The sequence below is a fragment of the Paenibacillus qinlingensis genome, from assembly GCF_031455095.1.
Lineage (GTDB): Bacteria > Bacillota > Bacilli > Paenibacillales > NBRC-103111 > Paenibacillus_E > Paenibacillus_E qinlingensis_A.
Genome location: NZ_JAVDSB010000001.1, coordinates 1,243,432 through 1,262,514, shown reverse-complemented (window position 1 = coordinate 1,262,514; position 19,083 = coordinate 1,243,432). Strand labels below are relative to the sequence as shown.

Annotated in this window: 17 protein-coding genes and 1 other annotated feature; of the genes, 2 read left to right on the top strand and 15 right to left on the bottom strand. The window is 44.1% G+C overall.

Annotation, left to right across the window (positions count from 1 at the left end; all coding sequences use genetic code 11):
• Positions 1-7: 7 nt before the first annotated feature.
• The 6 genes from J2736_RS05740 to J2736_RS05715 form a co-directional block, all read right to left on the bottom strand.
• Positions 8-1,348: a sugar phosphate nucleotidyltransferase gene (locus J2736_RS05740; RefSeq protein ID WP_310224308.1), complete on the bottom strand. Its 1,341-nt coding sequence runs from the start codon at positions 1,346-1,348 to the stop codon at positions 8-10.
• A gap of 37 nt (positions 1,349-1,385) precedes the next feature.
• Complete coding sequence (locus tag J2736_RS05735) at positions 1,386-2,189, bottom strand: DUF6492 family protein (RefSeq protein WP_310224307.1); 804 nt, start codon at positions 2,187-2,189, stop codon at positions 1,386-1,388.
• 122 nt (positions 2,190-2,311) lie between these two features.
• Positions 2,312-3,403, bottom strand: a complete 1,092-nt coding sequence (locus J2736_RS05730) for a toxic anion resistance protein (protein ID WP_310224306.1) — start codon at positions 3,401-3,403, stop codon at positions 2,312-2,314.
• A 15-nt stretch (positions 3,404-3,418) separates the two neighbouring features.
• Positions 3,419-4,078: a hypothetical protein gene (locus tag J2736_RS05725; protein WP_310224304.1), complete on the bottom strand. Its 660-nt coding sequence runs from the start codon at positions 4,076-4,078 to the stop codon at positions 3,419-3,421.
• Between the two features lie 119 nt (positions 4,079-4,197).
• Positions 4,198-4,806 (bottom strand): LysE/ArgO family amino acid transporter, encoded by a 609-nt coding sequence (locus J2736_RS05720; RefSeq protein ID WP_310224302.1) that lies wholly within the window; start codon positions 4,804-4,806, stop codon positions 4,198-4,200.
• Between the two features lie 39 nt (positions 4,807-4,845).
• Entirely contained in the window at positions 4,846-5,721 is an 876-nt protein-coding gene (locus J2736_RS05715) for a DUF3221 domain-containing protein (RefSeq protein WP_310224300.1), read from the bottom strand.
• A 154-nt stretch (positions 5,722-5,875) separates the two neighbouring features.
• On the opposite strand from J2736_RS05715, the gene J2736_RS05710 reads away from it, so the two are divergent.
• Positions 5,876-6,304: a DUF1801 domain-containing protein gene (locus J2736_RS05710; protein WP_310224298.1), complete on the top strand. Its 429-nt coding sequence runs from the start codon at positions 5,876-5,878 to the stop codon at positions 6,302-6,304.
• Positions 6,305-6,344: 40 nt separating this feature from the next.
• On the opposite strand, the gene asd is transcribed toward J2736_RS05710, so the two are convergent.
• The 3 genes from asd to J2736_RS05695 form a co-directional block, all read right to left on the bottom strand.
• Positions 6,345-7,430, bottom strand: a complete 1,086-nt coding sequence (asd, locus tag J2736_RS05705; RefSeq protein WP_310224297.1) for an aspartate-semialdehyde dehydrogenase — start codon at positions 7,428-7,430, stop codon at positions 6,345-6,347.
• A 154-nt stretch (positions 7,431-7,584) separates the two neighbouring features.
• Positions 7,585-7,847: a binding site (T-box leader), on the bottom strand.
• A gap of 61 nt (positions 7,848-7,908) precedes the next feature.
• Complete coding sequence (locus tag J2736_RS05700; protein WP_310224296.1) at positions 7,909-9,186, bottom strand: L-cysteine desulfidase family protein; 1,278 nt, start codon at positions 9,184-9,186, stop codon at positions 7,909-7,911.
• A 152-nt stretch (positions 9,187-9,338) separates the two neighbouring features.
• Positions 9,339-9,647, bottom strand: coding sequence for a hypothetical protein (locus tag J2736_RS05695; protein WP_310224295.1), 309 nt, complete (start codon positions 9,645-9,647; stop codon positions 9,339-9,341).
• A gap of 160 nt (positions 9,648-9,807) precedes the next feature.
• Here J2736_RS05695 and J2736_RS05690 point away from each other — a divergent pair, with 160 nt between their 5' ends.
• Entirely contained in the window at positions 9,808-10,932 is a 1,125-nt protein-coding gene (locus tag J2736_RS05690; protein ID WP_310224294.1) for a stalk domain-containing protein, read from the top strand.
• Positions 10,933-11,031: 99 nt separating this feature from the next.
• On the opposite strand, the gene J2736_RS05685 is transcribed toward J2736_RS05690, so the two are convergent.
• The 6 genes from J2736_RS05685 to J2736_RS05660 all read right to left on the bottom strand — a co-directional run bounded on the left by J2736_RS05685 (position 11,032) and on the right by J2736_RS05660 (position 19,007).
• On the bottom strand, positions 11,032-11,583 hold the full coding sequence (locus J2736_RS05685; RefSeq protein ID WP_310224292.1) for a VanZ family protein: 552 nt from the start codon (positions 11,581-11,583) through the stop codon (positions 11,032-11,034).
• 39 nt (positions 11,584-11,622) lie between these two features.
• Positions 11,623-12,489 carry a M15 family metallopeptidase gene (locus tag J2736_RS05680; RefSeq protein ID WP_310224290.1) on the bottom strand — a complete coding sequence of 289 codons (867 nt, stop codon included), beginning with the start codon at positions 12,487-12,489 and terminating at the stop codon, positions 11,623-11,625.
• Positions 12,490-12,584: 95 nt separating this feature from the next.
• Positions 12,585-13,673 (bottom strand): HAMP domain-containing sensor histidine kinase, encoded by a 1,089-nt coding sequence (locus J2736_RS05675; RefSeq protein WP_310224289.1) that lies wholly within the window; start codon positions 13,671-13,673, stop codon positions 12,585-12,587.
• Complete coding sequence (locus tag J2736_RS05670) at positions 13,666-14,361, bottom strand: response regulator transcription factor (protein ID WP_310224287.1); 696 nt, start codon at positions 14,359-14,361, stop codon at positions 13,666-13,668. Before J2736_RS05670 ends, J2736_RS05675 begins: the two co-directional genes overlap by 8 nt.
• A 135-nt stretch (positions 14,362-14,496) precedes the next feature.
• Positions 14,497-16,632, bottom strand: coding sequence for an assimilatory nitrate reductase catalytic subunit NasC (nasC, locus tag J2736_RS05665; RefSeq protein WP_310225224.1), 2,136 nt, complete (start codon positions 16,630-16,632; stop codon positions 14,497-14,499).
• A 221-nt stretch (positions 16,633-16,853) separates the two neighbouring features.
• Entirely contained in the window at positions 16,854-19,007 is a 2,154-nt protein-coding gene (locus J2736_RS05660) for an alpha-galactosidase (RefSeq protein WP_310224285.1), read from the bottom strand.
• Positions 19,008-19,083: the final 76 nt, after the last annotated feature.

Below are 19,083 nucleotides of genomic sequence, written 5' to 3'. Positions count from 1 at the left end.
TCCCATTTTACCATACAACAGAAAATCGTATAATATCCTCATCTGTAAGGTCATTCCCCAACCATACTTCCATCAACACCAGATCCGTAACTGCCTTAATCCCATGTTTACTGTTCGCTGGAATTTGCAAAACATCACCTGACACAAGTCTAGAGAGTTTGTCCTCCATAAGAATTTCCGCACAGCCAGATAAAATGGTTAGGCATTCTTGTCGATGGTTGTGCAAATGATAACTGGTCATCTTTCCATGGGAGAGCTTCACGATTTTAACCATGCTTTCTCTCCCGTGTTCTTCTTCCTTTTCATATTTCAAAACTTGATAAGACCCCCATCTTTTCTCCCCCTGCATGGGAAACGGTGATGTTTGCGTGAGTCTTTCCTTGATCCTGTGAGCGTTATCTTTGTTCGCAATCAAAATACCGTCTGCGTTAGCCGCGACGATCATATTCGAGATACCGATGATTTCAATCGGATAAGGTAGTTCATTAATGAGATGTGTATTCACGGAATCATCCGAAATTCGACCTGCTCCGATCAGGCTGTCAAAATGGGGGGTTAATGCCTTCCAGTTGCCGACATCATGCCATTCCCCCTCATACTCCATGACGATGGTGTGTGGATTACGCTCAACAACTTCACGATCGAAGCTTGTGTTGATTACTTGCTCGTAATTGGCCAGCCATGACTCCACTTGGGCCGCATATCCATTATCCTTCAAGTAGCTCAGCATGAACCTTAAAGGGAAGACAAATACCCCGCAGTTCCATAAAGCTCGATGTTTAATGAGATCTGCTGCCGCTTCTTCATTCGGTTTTTCAACGAAATGACGAACAACTGCAAAATCATCGGTATCCGCTGTATAATCAGGTACGATATAACCAAACTGATCAGAAGGCCTATTAGGTTTAGAACCAATAAGTACTAAATTTGTCTTGGAACGCGAAATGAGCTCAGGAATGCGATGCAACCGTTGAAAAAATGTCGAATCCACATACGTGTCCACAGGCAGTATGCATATCGTTTCATCTGAAGGTACTTGCATCTTCTCCGATAGATAGGTAACCGATAACGCGACTGCCGCAAAAGTCCCTCTTTTGAAAGGTTCACTAATGATGGGAATGTGCTCGCCAACATACGTACGCGTAATCTCTACTTGACTATGATGGGTGACAATACAAGTGGATGGCAACAAACCCACTTCATCCAATTGTCGGCATATACGCTCAATCATCGATTCTTTATTACCATCTTTGGATTTCAAAAGCTTAAGAAAAACTTTGGAGCGAATTTCGTTGGATAAAGGCCATAGTCTTTTTCCAGATCCCCCGCACAATAGTACAATACGCAAGCCAAATACTCCCTTCTTGGGACATCACACTTCTCCCTTATTTCGTATATCCTTTCCGCTTATGAAGCGAAATGGAGCGATAACTTTTAGCTAAGGCTGACATCCTAGAGGAGGTAATTTGTGAATCACGCACATGTAAGCTAATATTTCGTGCAGGCTTCAAAATCATCTTGTGCGGTTGCGTTGAATAAAGAAAATTGCCGTACGTTTCAAATTCTGAGAAGGCAAATTGCTTGGATTTATTCATACTTTTCATAATGGCAGAATACCAGCTGCGTTTGTGCTTGGCCTCAATGGCTTGTTTCAACTGCTTGACTTTCGTTTTCTCGAACAGCATGTAATGCGTAACGAAGGACAATCGCGCCGAGCGATTTCTTCCCATTAATTTTTTATACGTCTTAAAATATTCGGGTTGACTCCAATCCCGGCAGTAGAATACGGTCTTGTTGCCCACGCGAAAGACATGAGGTCGAATAAGAACCGTATCTGCATCAATAACCATATAGTACTTAGAGGAACACAACGTATCTCCGTTCAATTTAAGCAACTGTTGATACAGCCAACCGGTACGATCCCATGTTTTGGATTGATAATGGATATCCTTCTTCGTGATGGGAAGAACCGTATCTTCATGAACGAATCGACAACCTTTTCTCGAACAAAGCTCGATAATACGTTTTTTCATCGGAGCCACTATGATGATTTCACCAATGGGGTGCTTAAGATATTTTCGTATACTGTCAATAACGAGGGGGAGCGTTCCCAAGTCTTTCTCAATCGCTGGGATTAGCACATCCATTTGGGGGCTTTGACTAAGCTCTTCTTTTATTTGCACGAACATGCCATCATCTCCAATATTCAAACGTTTGGATTATCATATGTCAGGAGAATGAAATGGCATGGGTTAAGCGAAAAAAGCCGCCAAGGATCGAATCCCTGACAGCTTTCTTACCACGATATGTTTTATTCCAAAAGACCGCCTAGCTCAGACGCTTTAATTTCTGCATTCGTTTTCGTGCCAGGCGTCAATCCTAATCTTTGCGTCATTTGCTGACTAATGCTGCCCAGTCGTTGCGTGTGTTCCGTCGCCGATTGAATGATTGTCCGATTCGATTGCTCGAAGAGATCCAATGCAGCAAAAAGATCGTTCATCCCTCTTTCAATGGAGTCCATCTGCAAGCCTGGCTTACCTAGCAAGTCATTCGTACGTTGCGTCGTTTCTTTCAACAAACGCGAATTCTCTTCAAACATTTTGTTCAATGTCGAGTTCGCACTATTGACGGCTTCAATCGTTTGTACTTGATCCTCAATGGCCATTGAGATCATCGCAGACACCGTAAGTAGATTCTGCGTTTTATCAATCGTCGCATCCACTGCATCAATAAGTTTATCGTTGTTATCATTGATGATATCCGTTCCTGCGATTGCTTGTTGGTACAGAATGACCATCTCTTGGAAGGACTGAATGCGTGTCACAACCTTACGAAGTCCTCTTTCCAAATGGGTTTTGCGGTGTTCATTCTCCGGTTTAGCAATTTCCACTTCGAAAAGCTGCTTTAAATTCTCGCCCATCGCAATTCGCATTTGCAAATTGTAGACGGATTCAATGGAATTTTTCTTCAGCGTCTTCATGTAGGCCATGTTCTCTTCCAACGTTTCTTTCCCATTACGCAAGGATTGAACGATCGCATTTACGTTTGTTTTCACGGACTGATACTTATAAATATAGTTCTTAAGTGGCGTCTTCTTCATCATTTTCTCGAAAAAGCCAAGTTGCTTGCTCTTGCTTAAGGAGTCGATTTCGCCGCGCAGCTTCAAGATGTTATTCTGCACCTCTGAGCGTTTGCCGGACATCAATTCATTGACGGGACGTTCGAGCATCGCAAGGGATTGTCCAGCTTGTTCCATCGTTTTGGAACCCATACGACCAATGGAATCCATTAACGTTTCCAGTTCCATCGTATCTGTCGAAGAGACTTTCTCAAGCAATTGCTTGGCTTCTTGTTCAACCTTCTGCAAATCCGTTGATTTTAATTGCACCAATTGTGTTGTCATGATCCCCTGCCTCCTTTAATCTTGTGAACGATAGCGCTGTTGGATTAATTCCATCCGAGTCTGTAATTCTATTAAATCTTTTTGTTCGATCGTTTCTACATAATCCGTGAGCTTGGAGTTAATATCCTTGATTCCTGTAAGCAAGAGTCGACGATTTAAGCGTTTCGCTTCCCCGCCCAGCTTCAGAAAGGGATTAATCGCCCCGTTTAAATCCTTAAAAATCAATCTTTGTATGTTATGATTCATATTTGCATCATTAAGTTCTTTCAATTGTGGAATCAATCGCCCTACCCTGGAGAGTAAGCTAAGCGTCTTCTCCACGATTTCATCATCCAGCGTATTCTTCTGCCCCTCTGAAATCATCGTCTCTTCAATGACATGAATGTATTCCGAAATAGGTCCCCAAAAAGGATCTTGTTCCGTGATACGCTCATCCACATTCGCAGAAACGGCACTCGGTTCAGGAGTCGGATTCGGTGATGTTTCGGTAATAGCTCCGGGAGACGTTGTTCCCTTTAAGGTCTTGGGAGATCGTTGTAGAACAAGAATTGTCCCAAAAGTCAAAGCTGCTGGCACTAATAAATTAACGGCTTCCGGTAAGAAACCAGTCGTAATAAGACTGACGACATATCCTGCAAGAGAGATGCCTGCTGCGACTTTGAATTGCTTTTGCATGAATCTTCACACCCCTGTTCGATCGTGTTACCCACTAAAATCATATATCCCCCAGCAGTTGATGTCAATTTATAGGAGCAAATTCGCACACTGGCATTCTTCCTATATGACCATTTTAATTAGATTAGCTGGGTGATTAAATAAATGGATGTACCCCACATAATGAGCGCAGATGCTTTATTCAGATACGTGATAAAGGTGCGAGATTGATCTAATCTTCCAACTTGCCTCCCCATGAGAGCAAGTGCAATAAACCAAATCCATGACACCCCGATGCACGCTACCGCAAAAACTAATTTTTCCGTCCCCGAATAGTGGATTGAGCTCGTTCCAATGACACCAATCGTATCTAAGATCGCATGGGGATTCAATAACGAAACCGATGCCGCAAAAGCAATTTGCCTCTTCGGAGAAAGTGCCGCTTCTTCAGACGCGCTAGATGCCGGTTTACTTTTCCAAGTAAGAATCCCCATATATATTAGAAACACGATCCCTAGTGCGAACAGGATGATCTTAATAGCGGGAATCGTAACGATAACAACGGATACACCTAGAATGGCTAATGAAATGAGTACCGTATCACAAAGAGCAGCAGTTAGCACGACGGGTAGTGCTCGAATAAAATTCGGTTGTGTCACACCTTGATTAAATACGAAAACATTCTGAACACCTAATGGCAGAATCAGACCTGCGGATAAAAGAATTCCTTGTACTATCGCTGTAAGCATGATGTTTTTCTCCTAACTACAGATCATAAACGATTTAAATTAGTTCGTAATAACAACTTTCGTCACCATTTTTTCCGGGCCGATCTCATATCCTGCAAACCAAAGCTTAACATGGTCGCCTTCTTTCATTGTCGCAGCCTCAATCAACACGCCGTCTTTCCACACTTGTGTAAACGGAAACATGCGATATTTCACCCCATCGACGTCTAGCATTCTCTCCAGATTTACACCTTCGCCTGAAGTGGTTACGCTCGTAACCTTGCCACTTAGATCGCCGAGGCCATCGTCCAATGTGTTAATCTGGAGGCGTAAACCTGTTGTTTGACCCGGATAGCTCGTCAGCATCATCCCTTCACTCCACACGGTGACGGATGATCCGATTTGCATGTCAGTTACGTTAAACTTTTTACCTTCATACATAATAACAGCATCATCTGACATGGCATACCAAGTTGCATCCGGCATTTTCTTCTCTTGGTTTATGAATTTATCCGTCTTGACAACTAGGAACCTTCCCTTACCATCAATCGCGGTGATTTTCCCTTTTGTGCCGGATTGTTCATCAATGGCGTAGACCGTTATATTCAGTGGAAACTCAGCGCCGACCGCTTTAAAAATCGCTTGTTTGAATTTCGACTTCTCCGCGTCCGACAACGTCTTATCATGTTCGCCTACGCGGCGCACTTCTAGAAACACTCCCTTGTCCGTGCCATAAGTGGACTGAGGTTTGACTTGATGCTTCTCAAAGACGGCTTCTAACGTGATCAGCTGACTCGCATATTTTTGTAAATCTTCTATTGAAAATGATTGCGCCTTTTTAGGTGACGCCTGCTGATTACCGCAACCACTAATTAGGACAGTAACTAGCATCATACAACAAATCAGAGGAAACCAATATCTTCTTTTATCCATCATGATAGACCTCCTCTTTCTTCCACCTATGTTCACGGAATCCGTGTGGTATGTATTAGACGATGAATCGCTTCGTAAGGTTTCTATTACCATCCCATTTTTGGTAAAATAAACATAGCTAGTCAGCATTGGAGGAAATCGATAAGGAGTGTTTTCAATGGCATATGAAGCAAAAATGAAAATAACAGATAACAGTGTCATCGAGTTTATTGAAAATGTGGAAAGCCCAAAGAAACGTGAAGATGCTTATCGTTTATTGGATATTTTTGTAGAAGCAACAGGTTTAGAAGCTAAAATGTGGGGCCCCAGTATCATTGGTTTTGGCAGTTACCATTACAAATATGCGTCCGGTCATGAGGGCGATGCGCCTCTCGTTGGTTTTTCACCGCGAAAAGCCAAGATCAGCTTGTATGTAACAACAGGCGATACGGAACGCGAGGCATTATTAAAGGACTTCGGCAAGCATGAAGCCGCAAAAGCCTGCGTTTACATCAATAAAGTCGCAGATATCAATACCGATATATTAAAAGATTTGATAACCCAATCGGTCTCATTTCTCCAGGAACGTTACCCAAGCCAGGGATAAATATAAACAGCAAGCATACAAGATGCTTGCTGTTTTGATGTTATTTCGGTTGAATGTAACCTTCTGCTTTCAGCAATTCAGCGATAAGAACCGCACCACCTGCTGCTCCGCGCAATGTGTTATGGGACAATCCAACAAATTTATAATCAAACAAGGAATCCTCACGTAAACGTCCTGCGGAAACGCCCATACCGCGTTCAATTTCACGATCAAGCTTCGTTTGAGGTCTATTGTCTTCTTCGAAGTAAGTGATGAACTGTTTCGGTGCGCTTGGCAAGTTCAGCTCTTGCGGACGACCTTTGTAGTTCTGCCAGCGAGATAGGATTTCTTCTCTCGTAGGTTTTTTCTCGAACGAGGCGAATACGGTAGCAAGATGTCCATCTGTTACGGGAACGCGGATACATTGCGTAGTAATCAACGGTGAGCTCGCTTTAATGATTTCATTATTTGCGATGCTTCCCCAGATACGCAGCGGCTCTTGCTCACTTTTCTCTTCTTCTCCACCAATATACGGGATCACGTTATCCAACATTTCCGGCCAATCTGTGAAGTTTTTACCCGCACCAGAGATCGCTTGATACGTGGAAGCAACAACATTGGTCGGTTTGAAGTCTAACAAGGCATGAAGGGCTGGTACATAGCTTTGAATGGAACAGTTGGGTTTAACGGCGATAAAACCAGTCGATGTACCCAAACGTTTTCTCTGTGCGGCAATGATCTCAATGTGACCTGGATTCACTTCTGGAATGACCATCGGAATGTCCGGTGTCCAGCGGTGAGCTGAGTTATTCGAAATAACAGGCGTACCCGTTTTGGCGTATGCTTCTTCTAGCGCCTTGATTTCATCCTTTTTCATATCTACCGCACAAAAAATAAAATCAACCCCAGTGGCAACTTCCTCCACTTTTGAAGCATCTTGAACGATGATCTGTTTCACGTTTTCCGGAATTGGCGTAGACAATTTCCATCTGCTTTTCACAGATTCCTCATATGTTTTACCCGCTGAGCTGCTGCTTGCTGCAATCGCAGTCACTTCAAACCATGGGTGCTGATCCAACAATTCAACGAATCTCTGGCCAACCATGCCAGTTCCTCCGACAATACCTACTTTTAATTTTCTCGACATCCTGTATCACAAATCCTTTCACATTCGTATAAGGTAGTAAAGCATCTTAATAGTAAATTCAATGCATCTGATATTGTGTGCCAAATGTTGCAGCACCTGCGTAAAGTTTCTTACGCGATAACAAAAAAATCCCACCCCCAAGACTATTGCCAGTCTTAGGGACGAGATTAATATCCTCGTGGTACCACCCAGTTTCACCGGTATGTCGCCATACCAGCCTCTTCAAGTACGACATGCCAATTGCATGCGTATACTTTAGCTCTATAACAGGAGCTCCTGTCACACCATCCCCGAGAAATTCAGTTCCGATGTGCTGCTCTGAGGCTTTGTTCAATAAAGTTCTCTTTACTCCTTTTCAGCTAACGGAGCTCTCTGTGAAAGATTTCATTTATTTACTCATCTCTTCAACGCATTTGTTATTGCGATTATATTATCAAATAACCAGAGGTACGTAAACAATAATTTTCAAATAAATGAATTATTCTTTATTCAACATCATTTCAAGAACGAGTTTATCCATCTCGGAAGTCGCTTCATTGCCGATCCGACAGAAGTTGTCGATCGTTTTCTCGGCATCATTTTCGATAAATCCATTCGTAGACGAAATGGTCATCCCTTTAGAAGCAAGCAAGGCAGATTGCACCGCAGCACTCGTACATGTTGCTACTTTCATCGCGCAGCCACCTTTAGCGCCATCACACATCATCCCTGTTACATTCCCGAGCATGTTTTGGATTGCTGCTTTAATTTCGTTCTTCCCACCGCCGAGTATATACGTAATTCCGCAGCTCGCTCCAGTACCTGATACGGTAACACCACATAAAGCGGACAACCGTCCAAACTTGGATTTGATGTGAATAGTGACTAAGTGACTTAAAGCAACCGCACGAATGAGCTTATCTTCCGCAGCACCGAGTTTCTCCGCCGCCGCGATAACGGGATTCGTCGCTGCGATACCTTGGTTACCGCTTCCCGAATTCGCCATGACAGGCATGCTAGAACCAGCCATACGAGCATCTGATCCAGCAGCTGCAAGCGCCATTGCATGAGAGATCAAATCATCGGACAGAATCCCCTTCTGCACATTCTCTTTAATCGTTCTGCCCACCTCAAGACCATAGGCATGCGTCAATCCGTCTAATCCAGCCTTACGATTCAATTCAATACTTTGTTTAACCAATTGGAGCTCGGTAAGGTCAACTGTATTCACGAAATCAACGATACCCTCGATCGTAAGCTCGCCTCGTTCCTCTTTGGAACTCTTGAAACTCGCATTCGCGCAGCCTCCCGATTCAACGACCTTCCCATCCACCTCGATCAGGGTAATATTCGTGTGATTATCCGTGATGACGACTTTGGCGTAACTGTCCTCCGTGTTAACGACGACCTCAATATAGAGCTTTCTGGACGTATCTGCTAAGTGAACGACCGAAACACCGCGTTCAACCATGTCCTGCGCTGCTGTAACATCTTCTGGTTGAATATCAGCAAGAACCTCTAATTGTTTCTCCGCATTACCTGCAAGCGCGCCAAGCGCAGCTACAAAATCAATCCCCGTCAGATTCGTACCAGGAATCCCAACTGCCAGAGCGTTCTTAATGATCCCTGCACTCGCAAGAACGGTAACCTTCTCAATGGGACCCTTCATATAACTTCGTGCCTTCGCGGCAGCCAAAGCGATCGCTACTGGCTCTGTGCAGCCAAGCGCGACGACGAGTTCCGTTCTCAATATGTTAATGAATGTATGCATTTGCATGTGACGACCCCCTACACACCCAAGTAATCTATTTCTTTCAAATGCTAATCTAACGTACATCTAGCTTGTCACCTACGACCAGCTACGTTCAACTACTACTATAGCGTATATGTATGAGGAGAGTATGTTGAAAATATTAGAACTTTTCAATACTAACCTTCCGCAACATCGGCTCCGAGTTCACTTGCAACCTCTAACATTTTAGGAATCACAGCTTCATTCGTGCCCGAAACATACAAATCCCCCTGATAATGACGGAATGGAATTGTAATCTCCCCATAGCTCCACATGAAAAAATCCCCTTCAATCGACATGCTAGTGGCACCAGTCACGGTATAAACCGATGAATAGGTGAAATCCGGTTGTGTTGCAAAGTACTGTTTACATTCTTCTAATGAAATCGATGTTTCGGCTTGTTCATTTTGTTGAAAAGCTCTTGTAATGCGATAACGCTGACTCATAATACGACCTCCGTGATTATATACTTTCATCTTTGCCTATGCAGCACTAATATCTACGCCAAGTCCGTATGGACTCAAAGTATTAGATAACTTACGAATAGTCTTATGATAGGCCAAAACGAGAAGAAAGCCAACTAGAGACAATGGAGTGTGCTAACAAATGGGAAAATGGAAAGCAGGAACCGTTGGGTTCCTATGTGGAGCCTTATTTTTTTCAGGGCTCTCTTATGCGGCTAATGATCCAACCGGTATCAACGTTTATTTTCGAAAGCTGCAGTATTATTTCGATGGAGAGATGAAGCAACCTCCGCAAGATCTTCAAGGCTTCATTTACAAAAATACAACCTATGTACCTCTTCGTTTTCTTACCGAATCGTTAGGGAAACCCGTGGGATGGGATGATGCGACAAGCTCCATTTATGTAGGGGACAAGCCTCAGAACAATTCAGCCCTGCAAGTATTCCCGAAGAATAATCCTTGGAATACAGACATCTCCGCCTTCCCTGTTCACCAGAAATCACAGCAATATCTCAAAGCGATTGGCTTGAATACGAGTATACATGCCGATTTCGGCACGGAATGGGAAGGGGCACCGATTGGGATTCCTTACACGATTGTAAGCGGCGATCAACCGAAAGTAAACGTAACGTTTACGGATTATGGCGATGAAAGTGACGTTGGCCCTTATCCCATTCCAGCAAATGCGCCCATCGAAGGCGGACCGAACGGCGACGGTGACCGTCATGTCATCGTTGTCGATAAAGACAATGCTATGCTCTACGAATTGTTCAATGCACGACCCACGTCATCTGGATGGCAGGCTTCCAACGGTGCGAAGTGGGATTTGAACTCCAATACGCTTCGACCTAAATATTGGACATCCGCTGACGCGGCAGGCTTGCCGATCTTCCCCGGGCTTGTCCGCTATGATGAAGCAAGCTCAGGAGAAATCAACCACGCCCTGCGTTTCACAGTACAGAAGACGCAACGTGGATTCATTGCTCCAGCTACACATTTTGCTTCAAACAGCACGGATTCGAATCTTCCGCCTATGGGCCTCCGACTCCGACTTCGCGATGATTTCGATATATCAAGCTACTCGGCAACGAATCAAGCGATCTTACGAGCAATGAAGAAATACGGCATGATTGTCGCTGATAACGGCAGTTCTCTCTTTGTAAGCGGCGCACCTGATCCGAAGTGGGATGATGATGACCTCCATAAACTCGGGAAGATCAAAGGCAGTGATTTCGAGGTTGTAGATACAGGTCCAATAGAACAATAATGACACATACGTGAACGCAAATAGGCTGATCTCAAGTAGCACTCTCCACTTGAACATCAGCCTATTTCAATTTCAATCTCACTCTCCCATTTCACCATCTTACGTTATGTTGCTTTCTTTGGTCAGCATTATGCTCATGCTTTGCATATCAATCATACGTAACACACGATCTTTTAATGTTAGTCCTAACTTTAAACCACAATATCCAACTAATCCGCCAAGTACATTAAGAATAAGATCATCCACATCAAAGCTCCCCATGGAAAGAACAACTTGCAGACTCTCCAAACTTAAACTTACCCCCAAAGAGCGAATGAACACACCTGAGAATGAAATCTTCTTGGACCCTGACGTTAGCAACAGAAACATACCATATGGCATAAATACGGCGATATTCCCAAACAAATTGATAAGATCATGCTGGGATAGGCGTTGTAGATTAGCCGTTATTGAAACGAATGGCTGAAAGTTCGCAAACGCCAAGCGATTTTGGATATAGATAGGATTCTCTAAATTTCGCTGAAGCTGCTGCCACACAAAGGGAAGATCGATCGAACTGAATTTAAACAAGATGATTTTGAACAGGACATACATATACAAAGCGAACAAAGCCGGCAGCAACATCTCGTGCCATACCTTCCACTTTTTCATAGCGCAAACTCACTCTCCTAAAATTTAAATAGTGTTACCTCAAGGCAGTACCGTGACGATGATGCCATCCATGTTATTGCCAGACAAGGTATAAGAACGATTGTTAGGCACTTGAATGGTACTATTCTGGGTGATCGGATGATACGAAATCTCGTAGATCTTCCCTTTCACCTTCGTAGTGATGTTCTTTTGTTGTTTCAAATAGGCCAAATACTCTTCCAACGATAAATTCATTTGCTTCATAATCACACTGTGTGGTAACCCCACATAACGAAAATGCCAAGGTTCAAATTGGATGCCCGTAATTGCCGTTTTATCCTTGGGATAGCGCAAAATAAACCCATAATCCGCCGCATTTCGAATCAACCATTCCCCTTCATCTGATTGACTCATTTCGCCTTGCGTAGAACCAATATCAAGTCCCAAACCTAAGTTATGTTCACTATGTCCCGCGGGCAACGCGTAATTAGCCCCCATATCTTTGTATAGCTGACTCTGTTCTTTATTGTCACGGTAGCCACTGTTAATCATGAAATGACGAACCCCATCTTTGGCAGCTGCTTGGATCATCGTCGTAAAAGATTCAACAACAGTTCGCGACAATCGCACCGTATTATCTAAGATCCCGAATCCTTTAACGAGCTCTTTATTTTCAAAAAGGTTAAGAATATCCGGCTGCATCCCCCCTGAATGAATCGGATAATCGTTATTAATCAGAACCAGACTTCCTTGATATATCTGATCTTTCGTCACTTTTATAGTTAGACCTTTCCCGGGGGAAGTCGCCGCGTAGGCGGTATTGACGACTTGCGATTGTTCCACTTTTTCTCGAGGCGCTTTGTGCTGCTGGTAGGCTTCATAACCTAGTAATGCGACAATAACAAACCAAAAAACCCACTTCTTCATAACTCGTTTCCCTCCTAAACCTTGCTTGCATTTAGAATAAAGAAAACAGTTTAAATTAGAAGTGGGACAAACATAAAATTTTTCTTAAATTCATTTTAGTAAAGTGGCAATCTCACTTCAAATAGTGTCCGAATCACATCGCTTTGAACCGCAATTGTTCCTTGATGCTGTTCAACAATGTTCTTCGCAATAAACAAGCCGAGTCCCGTACTGCCCCCCTGATGGGTGCGAGCTTGGTCGCCTGTATAAAACATTTCAAAGAGATGCGGAAGTTCATCTGCAGGTATGCAATTGCCATAGTTGATCACTTGAACTACCGCTTCTTCCCCTTCAAGATAGCCGTTAATATCCACAAAATGACCATCTTTCCCATACCGATCCGCATTCGTCAACAGATTTTCAAACACACGAGCTAGCAGTTCCCCGTCTGCCGATATTTCCATGTGCGGTGAAAGATTGACTCTGCTGATCAAATTGCTCTTTTCAAAAACAGGGTACAATTCCTCATTGAGTTGAATGAGCAGCTCGCTTAAATTGATAGGCTTCTTCTCGACACTTAACATGCCATATTTCATCCGTGTAATTTCAAATAGTTCATCAATCAGCTTCTCTAAGCGTTGCGATTTATTAAAAGCAATGGTCGTATAATGGATCATTTGTTCCCTCGATAACTGCTCGTCCTGAAGAATAAAATCCAAATAACCAATAACCGAAGTAAGCGGCGTACGTAGATCATGCGCTAAGTTCAGAACGAGCTGATCCTTACTGCTTTCGGCAAAATCCCCACGTGCGACGGCTTGCTGTAATTTCTCACTCGCCATATTAATATCATCCGCAATATCCTTGAATTCATCATTAGAATCAATATGAATACGACTATGAAAGTCACCGCCGGCTAGTCGATGAATTCCCGTTGAAATCACATTAAAATAGGTGGCATAACGCTTCGTCAAGAAGAAGAAACATAAAATAGAAAGCGGTACAAACACCATCAAGAAAAAGTTTAAATCGCCAATCGTGTTCACAAAATGACGCAATTTAGCTACAGGATCTTCCCTGCGAACGCCTGAGTAATATAGCTTCAACACGCGATAAAGAATAAAAGTAAAAGTGCCGGACATCAGCAAGCTGAGCCCCAACAAACCGATCATCTTTGATCGAAAGCTGCGCAATAGATTAGCCATTGAATGTATATCCCACACCCCATACGGTTTTAATTAACTTATTTTTGTTCACATCTTCACCTAGTTTTTTGCGTAGTGTGCGGATATGGACCATAACGGTGTTACCACTTTCATAGTACGCTTCCCCCCATACATGTCCAAAAATATGCTCCGCGCTAAACACCTTCTTCGGGTGACTCGCTAACAGATACAGAATATCAAATTCTTTCGGAGTCAGCTCGATCTTCTCCCCATAGAGGAGCACAGATCTTTGATCCACATCAATCGTCACGCCTCCCGCTTCCAAGACAGGACTACTAACAGCTGCAGGTTGGTTCAGTTGCATGGACCGCCGGAGCTGTGCATTCACGCGAGCAACTAATTCCATCGGATTAAAGGGTTTCGTCATATAGTCAACTGCACCCATGACCAAACCTGTTATCTTATCCAAGTCAGAGGATTTGGCACTCAAAAAAATAATCGGTAACGAATACCGTTCACGAATTTGCCGCGTCACTTCATAGCCATCCATCTTCGGCATCATAATATCTAGAATCGCCAGATCAATCGCGTGAGACTCAATCGCTTGAATGGCCTCTTTCCCTTCGGATACTTTGATGAGATGGTACCCTTCTTTTTCTAAATGTAACGCAACCAAATCGGCGATTTCCGCCTCATCATCTGCAATTAATATTGTCGTTCGTTTCATCCTTATCCCGCTCCTAAAATGTAAGATCATTCCTATTATACCCGATTCTGAAAAAGGGTTCATAGCTGAACGTTACACAAATGCAAAAAAGCCTAGCTCATCACGATAAGTTCGATGAGTTCGGCTTTCTTCTTTTTACGCATACTCCGTTACTAATGGACTTACTCCTACAGCACAAACCTTAAAACCAGGCATTTTGCAGGTTGGATCAAGTGCATCATTCGTTAATTTGTTGACGTTTTGCGTATCTCCCCAATGCATAGGCACAAAAACCGTGTCTTCGCGGATAGCATCGCTGAACCGGCTGCGCACATAAATGTCGCCACGCTTGGACGTCAACTTGACTAGTGTGGCATCCTCAATGCAGTACTTTTTCGCGGTTTTGGGATGGATCTCCATGAACGACTCCACTTCACGCGCGGCCAAAGATGGACTTTTACGTGTCTGCACACCTGTCAGATAATGCGTAAGCACGCGACCCGTGGTTAAATACAAAGGAAATTCTGCACTAACCTGCTCCTTAGGTAAATGATTCTCTACCGTCGTGAATAGCGCTTTACCAGCTGGCAGTGGAAACGAAGCATCAAATAACCGCTTAACACCTGGGTGCGCCACTTCTGGACAAGGCCAATAGACGCCTTCATCTTGCCGTAAGCGATCGTAGGTAATGCCGTAGTAATCTGCGGTCCCTCCCCGACTTGCAAGGCGAAGCTCGTTAAAGACAGCTTCGACATCCCCAAATGAGAAGAATTGACCCCTCCCGAGCTTCTCAGCTAGTTCACAGAGGACTTGCCAATCATGCTTCGTTTCACCAGGCGCAGGACGACCCTGTTCTCGCAATAACACGCGACCTTCGAGATTCGTTAAGGTCCCTGCGTTCTCAAGATATGCGGTTACTGGCAAAAGCAGATCAGCTAGCTGTGCTGTTTCAGAGATGAGGAAGTCAGCAACGACGAGAAAATCAAGCTTCTTCAGCCCTTCTTCAACGAAGTTCGCGTTCGGATTCGAGACGAGTGGATTCGATCCCATAACGAATAACGCACGGATCTCCTGCTCGTGGACCTTCTCCATCATTTCGTAAGCAGACACTCCCTTGCCTGGCAGCTCGCTTGGATCGATGCCCCATACATTCGCGATATAAGCGCGATCTTCTGGATTCTCGATCAACCGATAGCCAGGCAGTTGGTCGGCTTTTTGCCCATGTTCCCTGCCACCTTGCCCGTTGCCCTGACCTGTGACAGCACCATAGCCGCAGCCAGGTTTGCCTATTTTACCTGTAAGCAGTACGAGATTCAGGAAGTTTCGAACGGCCATATGGCCATCCGTTTGTTGCTCCACGCCTCTTGCCGTAAAAACCATACCCGTATTCGCTTTCCCATAACTCAGCGCCGCTTTACGAATGAGCTCAGCGGAAACGCCTGTTAATTGGGCAATTTCACCCATATCAAGCTCATCTAGATGAGCTTTCAATTCCGCGAATCCTGTTGTCCTTCGTTCAACAAATTGTTCATCAACCAGGCCTTCCTCAAGCAGGACCTTGAGTATACCATTGGCTAAAGTCGCATCCATCCCTGGCCTCACACGCAAATGAATATCAGCTATACGTGTCGTACCCGTTTCTCTGGGATCGATGGCAATGATTACCGCACCTTTTTCTTTCGCTCTTGTAAAATAAGGCATGAGTGTCGGTTGACACTCCGCAATATTCGTACCCGCAAGCAAGATACAGTCGGCCAATTCAATATCGGACAATGGGTTGGTTAACCCACGGTCAATCCCAAATACTTTAACACCTGCTGACGCAGCCGCCGACATACAAAATCGGCCATTATAATCAATATACTTCGTCTGCAGTGCAACGCGAGCGAATTTTCCTAGTACATACGCAGATTCATTCGTTAGCGAACCACCGCCATATAAGCCCACCGTGTGATTGCCATAGGTTTGGCGAAGTGCACCGAACTTGTTTACGATAAGCTCATACGCTTCCGCCCATGAAATCCGTTCGAACTGACCATTTCGCTTCACCATGGGGTGAAGCAGCCGTTCGCCAGTAAGAACGTGTTGGTAGGCCTTCATTCCTTTGATACACAAGCGTCCTTCGGATGCCAGATTCGGCTTTGGTACAACGGAATAAACGGGGCGTCCGTTCGTTATATCCTTTTTTTCAATCACTTGCATTTTACACTGCACACTGCAAAATGGGCATTGTGTATCTATGACATGCAAGGCATCAGGAATGACTTGGTCTTGCTCAATTTGTATATGCATAGGCTCACCTTGCCAAAGCAGCTGTGGGCTGCGGATTTTCTTGCTGCTTTTCCGTACCTTTATCATTTACCATAATAGCACGATTGGTCTCCATACCACTATTCCAATCAATTAGGGGCACAAAAACTGTTTGAGAAAAACGGTTATCAGCTAAAAGGTTCCCCTCATGACAAGAGGTCAACCCTTGTTCGTACGATCACGAACGGGTCAACCTCTTTTTTTTATGTAGGTAATATATCGTATCGATATATAGAAAACGTGAATGGTGCTGGTCGAGTTACCACATAATCTCCTTGCGGGGTCGACTCCCATTGCCGAGGCTGAAGCGTTGAATGGCTAATTACTTCATCCTTTACATCCATTCGAATCAACTCCGTTACTTGCACAACACCCTGCACATTCCATAGTTTAATGGCTGTCGTATCCGCTTCATGAAGCTCACGTATGATCAGCAGATAACCGTGAGTAGGTCCACAAATACTCTGCAGCCCCGTCCAACTCGCACCATTGGGTTCCTCCCCAATTGGCAACACATGTCCAGCTACAATGTCAGAATGATAGGGCTTTAAAGCTTGAATGAAGTCGGTTAAACTTGCCATTTGTGTATCCTCAAGACTGTTCAGTTCCATCCATGCCAATGGATTAGCGAATGCAACTGTGGCGAAAGCATAGACTTGCCCGCAAGCAGCAGGAGCTAATGGATCTTCCGCATACTTCTCCTTATTGCGATTGACGTTCAAAAACTCCATTTGCAATCTCGAAGTCGGCATGTAAGGCGCGAGCAACCATAAATTACGCAGTGTCCAATGAGGGTAATAATTGCGCCAATCGGTGTAACGATTTTCTAAGAATATGCTGCCGTATTGCGTTTGTCCAAAGTATCCTAACCGCTTCTGAGCCGTTGTATCGATGTTGAAATCAACGTGTCCCTGCGTTGCAGCCAAAACATAACGCATCATCATGAGTAATCGCCTCTCGCCGAGTTTGGAGCGAATCTCAATGCCATCTAATTTAAAAGCACAAATCTGATACTTCCTATAGAGGTGCAATAGCGTAGCGACATCCTTTTCCCAATTAATATAGTCATTCTTCGCATCGGGTGAGAACCATAAGCCTAAACCAATCCCTAGTTCTCTGGCTAACGCAACAATTGGTATAAGTCCGTTTGGAAATCTGTCCGGATGCACCTCCCAGAAGTCCCCATCACCGCTATAATAATCGCTCCACAGTCCCCCATTCCCCTTCGTTGCGGCATTTACGGAATTGACCGTAACCCCCTTCTGCCATCCATCATCAATTTGCAAAATGCTTAAACCCAGCTCCGCAGCTGCATGCAGCTCACGGATCAGAAAGGTCTCATTTATGGCACCATCTTTCGATCGATCCCCCCACGTGTTGCTCATCATGAAGCTATCCCTAGCCGTATGATGCCTACGAAGATTGCGATGATAACTATGCAGCAAATCATAGCCCCCAATGGTAGTCCCATCATAAACACCAATCGTAATTCCGTAGGAGGTGAGTTCTTCCTTTTGCGCGAGATCTTCTTGCTGGATTCCCGTCCCCATCATGCTCAAACTCTTTCCGCGGAAATGAAAATCCATACGAGTATGTTGATAATTACCCAACGATGTTGGCCCTTCTTTGATCACTAACAATCCACTGTGCTGAAGCGTCCGTTTCAAGAACAACAGATTACCGGGTAAACGTCGTTTTTCATTCACATATAGCAAGCCTGTGTCACGACTTACTAAATTATTGTTCGTATCGGTTTGATCCAGGAATTGCATCGTTTCCCATCGACTATGGAGATCCCGAAGTTCCAAGTGATCGCAACTATCTTCTATGTCACTAATTTTTTGCTTATTATTCGTATCTAATCGAAGCAAAGATCGTGTATCCATCCCATTTTCAGAGTAATCCGCCTTCGTCCAGGCTAGGTATGGCTTAACTTGTTGTGTCAATTCAGTTTCATTAGCACGGATATCATATTCGGGAATCACGGTGATTTCATGTCGAACGAATGCAGCATCTGGATAAAGTTTTATCGTTAAACGGTACAGCGTTTGTTGAACCTGATTGTACATATCTACATTCGTTTGTAAGTAGGGGCGCGAAATGCCAAAATCATCACCCACTAAGGTTGATAGGTAAATGGTTTCTGGCTGCTGATCAGCCGACCATCCAGGAAGCTGGAACATCGGCGTATTCGTTTCGTTTGCGAGCCATTCCCCCCCTTTGTTTTTATCCAAAATAGAGATACTGACTGGCCAACCTTGGCTAAAAGACCATTTCCGTTCAATTTTGGCATTACCGACATGCAAGGAAGTCCCTTCCAGATGAACATAACAATCCAACCATTCCTTCAACAACATCGTCTCAGCGACCTCCAATATGGTAATATATTATCTATTAGAGATATTATATATCTAATAAATCACAGAAAATATA